Annotated in this window: 8 protein-coding genes and 1 pseudogene; 7 read left to right on the top strand and 2 right to left on the bottom strand. The window is 64.8% G+C overall.

Annotated features, from left to right (window positions below):
* A pseudogene (locus tag RT131_RS11805) lies at positions 1 to 311 on the top strand (excinuclease ABC subunit UvrA); the annotation flags it as partial.
* Entirely contained in the window at positions 308 to 715 is a 408-nt protein-coding gene (locus tag RT131_RS11800; RefSeq protein ID WP_293711362.1) for a thioesterase family protein, read from the top strand. The pseudogene RT131_RS11805 and the gene RT131_RS11800, both read left to right, overlap by 4 nt.
* A gap of 184 nt (positions 716 to 899) precedes the next feature.
* Here RT131_RS11800 and RT131_RS11795 read toward each other — a convergent pair whose 3' ends face one another.
* Positions 900 to 1,433 (bottom strand): peroxidase-related enzyme, encoded by a 534-nt coding sequence (locus RT131_RS11795; protein WP_313172999.1) that lies wholly within the window; start codon positions 1,431 to 1,433, stop codon positions 900 to 902.
* 116 nt (positions 1,434 to 1,549) lie between these two features.
* Here RT131_RS11795 and RT131_RS11790 point away from each other — a divergent pair, with 116 nt between their 5' ends.
* Positions 1,550 to 2,413: an AraC family transcriptional regulator gene (locus RT131_RS11790; protein ID WP_313172998.1), complete on the top strand. Its 864-nt coding sequence runs from the start codon at positions 1,550 to 1,552 to the stop codon at positions 2,411 to 2,413.
* Here RT131_RS11790 and RT131_RS11785 read toward each other — a convergent pair whose 3' ends face one another.
* Positions 2,414 to 2,854, bottom strand: coding sequence for a copper chaperone PCu(A)C (locus RT131_RS11785; RefSeq protein WP_313172997.1), 441 nt, complete (start codon positions 2,852 to 2,854; stop codon positions 2,414 to 2,416).
* Positions 2,855 to 2,890: 36 nt separating this feature from the next.
* On the opposite strand from RT131_RS11785, the gene RT131_RS11780 reads away from it, so the two are divergent.
* The 4 genes from RT131_RS11780 to RT131_RS11765 all read left to right on the top strand — a co-directional run bounded on the left by RT131_RS11780 (position 2,891) and on the right by RT131_RS11765 (position 6,789).
* Positions 2,891 to 3,673 (top strand): enoyl-CoA hydratase/isomerase family protein, encoded by a 783-nt coding sequence (locus tag RT131_RS11780; protein ID WP_313172996.1) that lies wholly within the window; start codon positions 2,891 to 2,893, stop codon positions 3,671 to 3,673.
* Positions 3,674 to 4,061: 388 nt separating this feature from the next.
* Positions 4,062 to 4,958, top strand: a complete 897-nt coding sequence (tesB, locus tag RT131_RS11775; protein ID WP_282271430.1) for an acyl-CoA thioesterase II — start codon at positions 4,062 to 4,064, stop codon at positions 4,956 to 4,958.
* Between the two features lie 3 nt (positions 4,959 to 4,961).
* The gene (locus tag RT131_RS11770; protein ID WP_313172995.1) at positions 4,962 to 5,513 is read left to right on the top strand and encodes a pathogenicity-like protein; all 552 of its coding nucleotides are present in this window, start codon (positions 4,962 to 4,964) and stop codon (positions 5,511 to 5,513) included.
* A 61-nt stretch (positions 5,514 to 5,574) separates the two neighbouring features.
* A complete protein-coding gene (locus RT131_RS11765; protein ID WP_313172994.1) occupies positions 5,575 to 6,789 on the top strand; it encodes a sigma-70 family RNA polymerase sigma factor in 1,215 nt (404 codons plus the stop codon).
* Positions 6,790 to 6,843 lie beyond the last annotated feature (54 nt).

Genomic DNA, 6,843 nt, shown 5'->3' with positions numbered 1-6,843 from the left:
CGGTGGTGGTGATCGAGCACAACCTGGACGTGATCAAGACCGCCGACTGGATCGTTGACCTGGGTCCGGAAGGCGGCCATCGCGGTGGCACCGTGCTGGTCACCGGCACGCCGGAGGACGTGGCCGCACATCCGGCCTCCTACACCGGCCAGTTCCTGGCCAAGATGCTGCCCTCGACCAACGCGCGCCCGGAACAACCGGCGGCCGTGGCCAACAAGCCTGATGCGCGCCCGCCGCGCAAGGAAAAGCCGGTCAAGAAAGCTGCTGCCAAGAAGGCTGCCGCACCCGCCAAGAAGAAGGCTGCAAAATGAGCAACGAACACAAGCAACTGGCCCGCGTACCGATCAGCGTGCGCTGGCGTGACATGGACTCGATGGGCCACGTCAACAACGCCAAGTACGTTTCGTATCTGGAAGAGGCGCGCGTGCGCTGGATGCTGGGCGTGGAAGGCGTGTCGATGAGCGACCGCATCGCGCCGGTGGTGGCCAATACCAACATCAACTATCGCCTCCCGATCGTGTGGCCGAACGACATCGTGGTCGAGTTGTTTGTCGAGCGCCTGGGCAACAGCAGCGTGACCATTGGTCACCGCATTGTTGACCAGAACGACGACAGCAAGCTGTATTCGGACGGCAATGTGGTGGTGGTCTGGATGGATACGCAGACCGGCAAGAGCGCGCCCTTGCCGGAGGCTGTGCGGGGTGCTTCGAGCTGATCTCGCCTGACCCTTCTCCCTCCGGGAGAAGGTGCCCCGAAGGGGCGGATGAGGGCCGGTTCAGCACTGGCGTTGCAAGCAATGCCAGGCTTCGCTCGCACCCTCTCCCCAACCCCTCTCCCGGAGGGAGAGGGGCTTGATCTGCAGTTGCGAGCGTGGCCTCAACCTGCCCGCATTCACTGCCTTACTTCAACGCCACCTTCGGAAAATCCACCGGCACATCCAGCGCCACGTTGATGTAGTTGGTGAACAGGTTCAACGCCACATGGGCAAGAATCTCGACGATCTGCTCGTCACCGAAGCCCGCACTCCGCAGCGCCGCCACATCGGCATCGTCCAGCTGCGCACGCTTCTCCACCACTTTCAGCGCGAATCGCAATGCCGCCGCAGTGCGCGCGTCTTCGGACTGGCCCGACTGTGCCGACGTCATCTCAGCCGCACTGGCGCCGGCCTTCTGCCCCAACACGGTGTGCGCGGCCAGGCAGTACTCGCAACGGTTGCGGTTGGCGATGGCAACGGCGATCTGCTCGCCGAGCTTGCTGCCAAGGCTGCCCTTGCCCAGTGCGCCGAACGCAGCCCACATGCTCTGCAGTGCAGCCGGGGAATTGGACACTGCCTTGAACATGTTCGGCGTCGCGCCGAAGGCCTGGTGGATCTGTGCCAGCAGCGGCTGGCTGGCGGCGGGGACGGTCCGGGTTTCAAGATTGATGCGTGACATGGCGATCTCCTGATCGGTTGGGATGCTTGCCGGGCCATCAGCCCGTGAAAGAAGTATCCCGCCCTGGTCCGAACGATTTGATACGATCAGTCCAGTAAACAAACCAATTGATACAGATGAGCAGCCTCCCGCCCGTGGATCGCCTGGCCGGCGTCCTGGAAAATTTCCGCTTCCAGGCGCAGCTGTTCCACTCCGGTCCGCTATGCGGACTGACCAGCTTCGATGCAGGTGAAGGCCACGCCTACCTGCACGTGCTGCGGCGTGGCCGGCTCGAGGTCAGCCATCCCGGCAGCCGCGATATCCCGACCTCGATGCACTTCGAGGAGCCGACCCTGCTGTTCTATCCACGACCGTTCAGCCATCGCTTCCACAACCCGCCACGCGAGGGCGCCGATTTCACCTGTGCACGCCTGGACTTCGATGGCGGCATCGCCCATCCGCTGGTACGTGGCCTGCCCTCATTGATCGCACTGCCGCTGGCACGTATCCCCGGCCTGGCGATGACGCTGGAGCTGCTGTTCAACGAAACCGACAACGTCCGCTGCGGCCAACGCCTGCTCACCGATCGTCTGTTCGAAGTCGTGGTCATCCAGCTGCTGCGCTGGCTGCTCGATCATCCGCAGGAAGCAGGGATTCCCGCCGGCTTCATCACCGGGCTGTCGGATGCACGCCTGTCGCGTGCCTTGGCGGCAATGCACGATCGCCCCGGCGAAAGCTGGACACTCACCAGCCTGGCCGAACAAGCCGGCATGTCGCGCACCGCGTTTGCCAACAGCTTCCGCGACATCGTCGGGCAGACGCCGCTGGACTACCTCACCGATTGGCGCATCGCACTGGCCCAGCGCCGGCTGCGGCAAGGCCGACCGATCAAGACGCTGGCCGATGAGCTGGGCTATGCCAATGCCTCGGCGCTCTCGCGCGTGTTCGCCTCCAGAACCGGAATGTCGCCGCGCGACTGGTTGAAGCAGGCCCAGGCCTGATCAACGCGCAGGCGCGTCGCGCCGTACCTGCAGCATTCCGTCGACCTTGGTTCCGTCTTCCAGGCTCAACCGTAAGGGCAGCTGCGCGCCCTCCGCCAGCGGCACTTCCGGCTGCATCAGCATCAAGTGCAGACCGCCCGGCCTCAGCTCGGCAACAGCCCCAGCGGCGATCGGCAACCGCTCGATCTCGCGCATCCGGCTGACGCCCTGCACGACCGTGGTTTCATGCAGCGATACATCGCCAAAGGCCTTGCTGCCCGCGCCCACCACCGCCACCTCGCTGGCACAGCCGTTGCGGATACGCGCAAAGCCGGCCGCCATCCGCATCGCCCCCGGGGTCAACCGCACCCAGCCCTGCTCCACGCTCACGCAGGCCGGTGCTGCAGCCGCCTCGAATGCACACAGGGCCAACAGTACGCACACGAATGGTTTGGTTATCATCAAGCCACGACTCCTTGCCGTTCGAGAAACCGCAGCATGACCACGCTCATCGAAGTGATCAACCATGGCCCCATCCGCGAACTGCGCCTGGCGCGGCCGCCGGTCAACGCGCTGGATACCGAACTGTGCCGCGCACTGATTGCCGCCGTCACCCTTGCGATGACCGACGACGTGCACGGCATCGTGCTTTCCGGCAGCGAACGCATCTTCACCGGCGGCATGGACGTGCCGCACCTGCTCTCGCATGGCGATGACAAGCGCAAACTGATGGACAGCTGGCAGGCTTTCTTCGGCGCTGCGCGTGTATTGGCCGAAAGCCGCGTCCCGGTGGTAGCCGCGCTGACCGGTCACTCGCCGGCCGGCGGCTGCGTGCTTGCACTGTGCTGCGATTACCGGGTGATGGCGCGCAGCGCCGACCCGGCAAAACCCTATGTGATCGGCCTGAACGAGGTACAGGTGGGCCTGGTCGCGCCGGAAGGCATCCAGCGCCTGATGCGTCGCGTGGTCGGTCACCACCGTGCCGGCGTCTTGCTGACCGGCGGCCAGTTGGTCAGCGCCGAGCGCGCCCTGGAGATCGGCCTGGTCGATGAACTGGCCGACGGCGCAGCGCAGGTGGTCGAACGCGCCATCGGCTGGCTGCAGGCCCAACTCAAGCTGCCGCCGCAGCCGATGCTGCAGACCCGCGCCATCGCCCGCGCCGACCTGCACGAGGCCATGCAGGCCGAGCACATCCAGCTGGAGCGCTTTGTCGAAGCCTGGTTCTCGCCGGATGCGCAGGGCGCCTTGCAGGCCCTGGCGGCTCGCCTGGGCAAGAGCTAGGAACGAGGGGAGAGGAGTGAGCAACGAGTAAAAGCAGGGACAGGAGCTAGAAACGAGTGAATAGGAGTGAGCAACGAGTAAAAGCAGGGGCAAGAGCTAGAAACGAGCGAATAGGAGTGGGCAGAGAGTAAAAGCAGGGGCAAGAGCAAGAACCTGGAGCCTGCAGTGGCCGTGGAGTGGCTGTGGCTGCGGCTGTTGCCCTTACTTACTCCTTACTCCTCTTGACTCACTTCTCGCCCTTACTTACTCCTTACTCCTCTTGACTCACTTCTCGCCCTTCTTACTCCTCACTCCTCTTGACTCACTTCTGGCCCTTCTTACTCCTTACTCCTCTTAACTCACTCCTCGCCTTATATAATCGCGGCCTGTCGAAAAGAAGGCCGCCGCCTTGTCCAACACGCCTGAACCCGTGGTCTCCGAACTGATTGACCTGCTGTCGTTGGAGCGGCTGGAGGACAACCTGTTCCGTGGCCAGAGCCGCGATATCGGCACCAAATACGTGTTCGGCGGGCAGGTGCTGGGGCAGGCGCTGGCCGCCGCCCAGGCCACGGTCGAGAACGGCCGTCACGTGCATTCGCTGCATGCCTATTTCCTGCGCGCCGGCAACATCGACCACCCCATCGTCTATGACGTGGACCGCACCCGTGATGGCGGCAGCTTCTCGGTGCGCCGGGTCACCGCCATCCAGCACGGCAAGGTGATTTTCTTCTGCGCGGCCTCGTTCCAGCAGGCCGAGCGTGGCGCCGAACACCAGCACAAGATGCCGGATGTGCCGCAGCCCGAGGACATCGAGCCGAGCCGTCCACTGCCGGCCGATGTGCTGGAGCGCTTGCCGGTGAAGGTGCAGCGCTGGCTTTCGCGCGGCGGTCCGTTCGAATTCCGCCACGTCTATCCGCGCGACGAACTGAACCCGCCCAAGCGCCCGCCCTATCACCAGGTGTGGCTGCGCTTGAACGAGAAGATCGGCGATGCACCGGAGCTGCACCAGGCGTTGCTGGCCTATGCCTCCGACTTCCATCTGCTCGGCACGGCCACCTTCCCGCACGGCATCAGCTACTACCAGCCGCATGTGCAGATGGCCTCGCTCGACCATGCGATCTGGTTCCACCGCCCGTTCCGCGCCGACGACTGGCTGCTGTACTCGCTGGACAGCCCCAGTGCGCAGGATTCGCGCGGCCTGGCGCGTGGCCAGTTCTATACCCGCGATGGCGTGCTGGTCGCCAGCACCGCGCAGGAAGGCCTGATCCGCGTGACCCCCGACGACAACGAAGCGAGCAAGGGCTGAACCATGCGCAAGATTTTCAGCAGCCAGCGCGTCGAAAATGCCGAAGGCGTGGCGCAGATCCTGCGTGATGCCGGCATCGAGGTGCGCGTCACCAACGGCCGCTCGTACCACAGCAAGCGCCGCGGCCAGTTCAGCTATACCGACAAGGTCAACAACGAGAACCTGCCTTCGGTCTGGGTGGTGCATGCCAATGACCAGCCACGTGCGCGCGAGATCCTGCGTGACAAGCGCCTGCTCGACACCACCCGCCGCGACCATCCCACCGCAGAGTACGCCTTCCGCGAGCCCCCGGCCGAGGCCGGCACTGGCCGCAACTGGGCCTGGCGCATCCGCATCGCGCTGCTGGTGGTGATTGCCGGCGTGGCATTGGTGATCATGATGCGCCATCGCACGGCACCGGCACCGGCAGCCACGACGCCGGCCGCCAACCCGGCACAGGCACGGCCTGCCCAGCCGCAAGCCAGCGAAGACGAGTTCCGCGTACGCATCCAGTCCCAGCCCGACACCCCGCCGGCGGCACCGGCACCGGCACCGGCACCGGCACCGGAAAAATAATCGGTCACATCGGGCTTCGGTGCCCGTCCTGTTTGGCAGTACCGTCGAAAAGGCCTGTCCGATGAGCACCGAAACGCTGGAAATCCTGCTGCAGAACGAGCTGCCTGCCGCCCGCCAGGGCTGCACGCAGTCCTATGGGCGCATCGTGGTGGCCTGCCAGAACACGGTGACCGCGATCGCCCTGGCCATCACCCGCGATGTGCAGGCCAGCGAGGACATCGCCCAGGAAGCCTTCATCAAGGCCTGGCAGCAGCTCACCCAGCTCAACAACAGCTCCAGCTTCCTGCCCTGGCTGCGGCAGATCACCCGCAACCTGGCCCGCGACTGGCTGCGCGCCAACCGCAACCGTCCGCTCAGCGGCGAGGCTGCGGAAATCGCCATCGGCATGGCCGCCGATCCCTCGCCCAACGGTGTCGACGCGATGGCGCGGGTGGAGGAAGAACTGGTCGCCGAGGAAATCATCTCGGCCCTGCCCGAGGACAGCCGCGAAACCCTGCTGCTGTACTACCGCGAAGGGCAGAGTTCGCAGCAGGTGGCCATGCTGCTGGGCCTGAGCGACGCAGCTGTGCGCAAGCGCCTGTCGCGCGCGCGCGCCAGCGTGCGCGAGGAAATGCTCAGACGCTTCGGTGAGTTTGCCCGCAATACCGCGCCAGGTACCGCATTCGCGGCATTGGTCAGTTCCACCTTGATGCTGGCCGCACCGGGCACCGCCAGTGCGGTCATTCTCTCAACTTCGCTTGGCGTGGCAGGCAGTAGCGCCGGCAAAGTCGGCCTTGGCGGACTGGGCACCAATACCGTATTCGGCGGTGCCGCGGCGGGAGGGCTGGGCGCAACCCTGAACACCGTATTCCCCAATCCCTTCGACATGTGGGTAGTGCTGGGTGCCATGGTGTTCGGCACCTTGGCTGCGCTCTTCTCCAGCCTCTATCTGCTGCATTTCGCACATACCCAAACAGAACGTAGCCAGGTACTGCGCTTCATGCGCCTGCATACCCTCACTGCTCTGTTGTTCTGCATCAGCGCGCTGAGTGGCATCGTGCTTCGGCTGGGCACCACTGCCGGGCTGCTCCTGCTGGCAGTTGGCATGATTGCGCTGAACTACCAGTACCTGGTCACCCTGCCCCGCACCATGGCCTTGATGCTGGCACGCGACGCAGCGCAGCATGGCCGCGCCGGTCCCAGTTGGGTGTATCGCAGCCTGTTCGGGCGTGCCGCGGTCATCAGTTCCTCGTTGCTGGTCGTTGCCGCAGTGGCTTTCTCCCTGTTGCGCACTTGAGCAAACGAAAAAACACACCCGCTGCTGCCAGCGGGTGTGTTGTCGATCGGCGCC

This window comes from Stenotrophomonas sp., from assembly GCF_032066555.1.
Classification (GTDB): domain Bacteria; phylum Pseudomonadota; class Gammaproteobacteria; order Xanthomonadales; family Xanthomonadaceae; genus Stenotrophomonas.
Note: the sequence above shows the minus strand (reverse complement) of the source record. Positions and strands in the feature narration are given on the sequence as shown.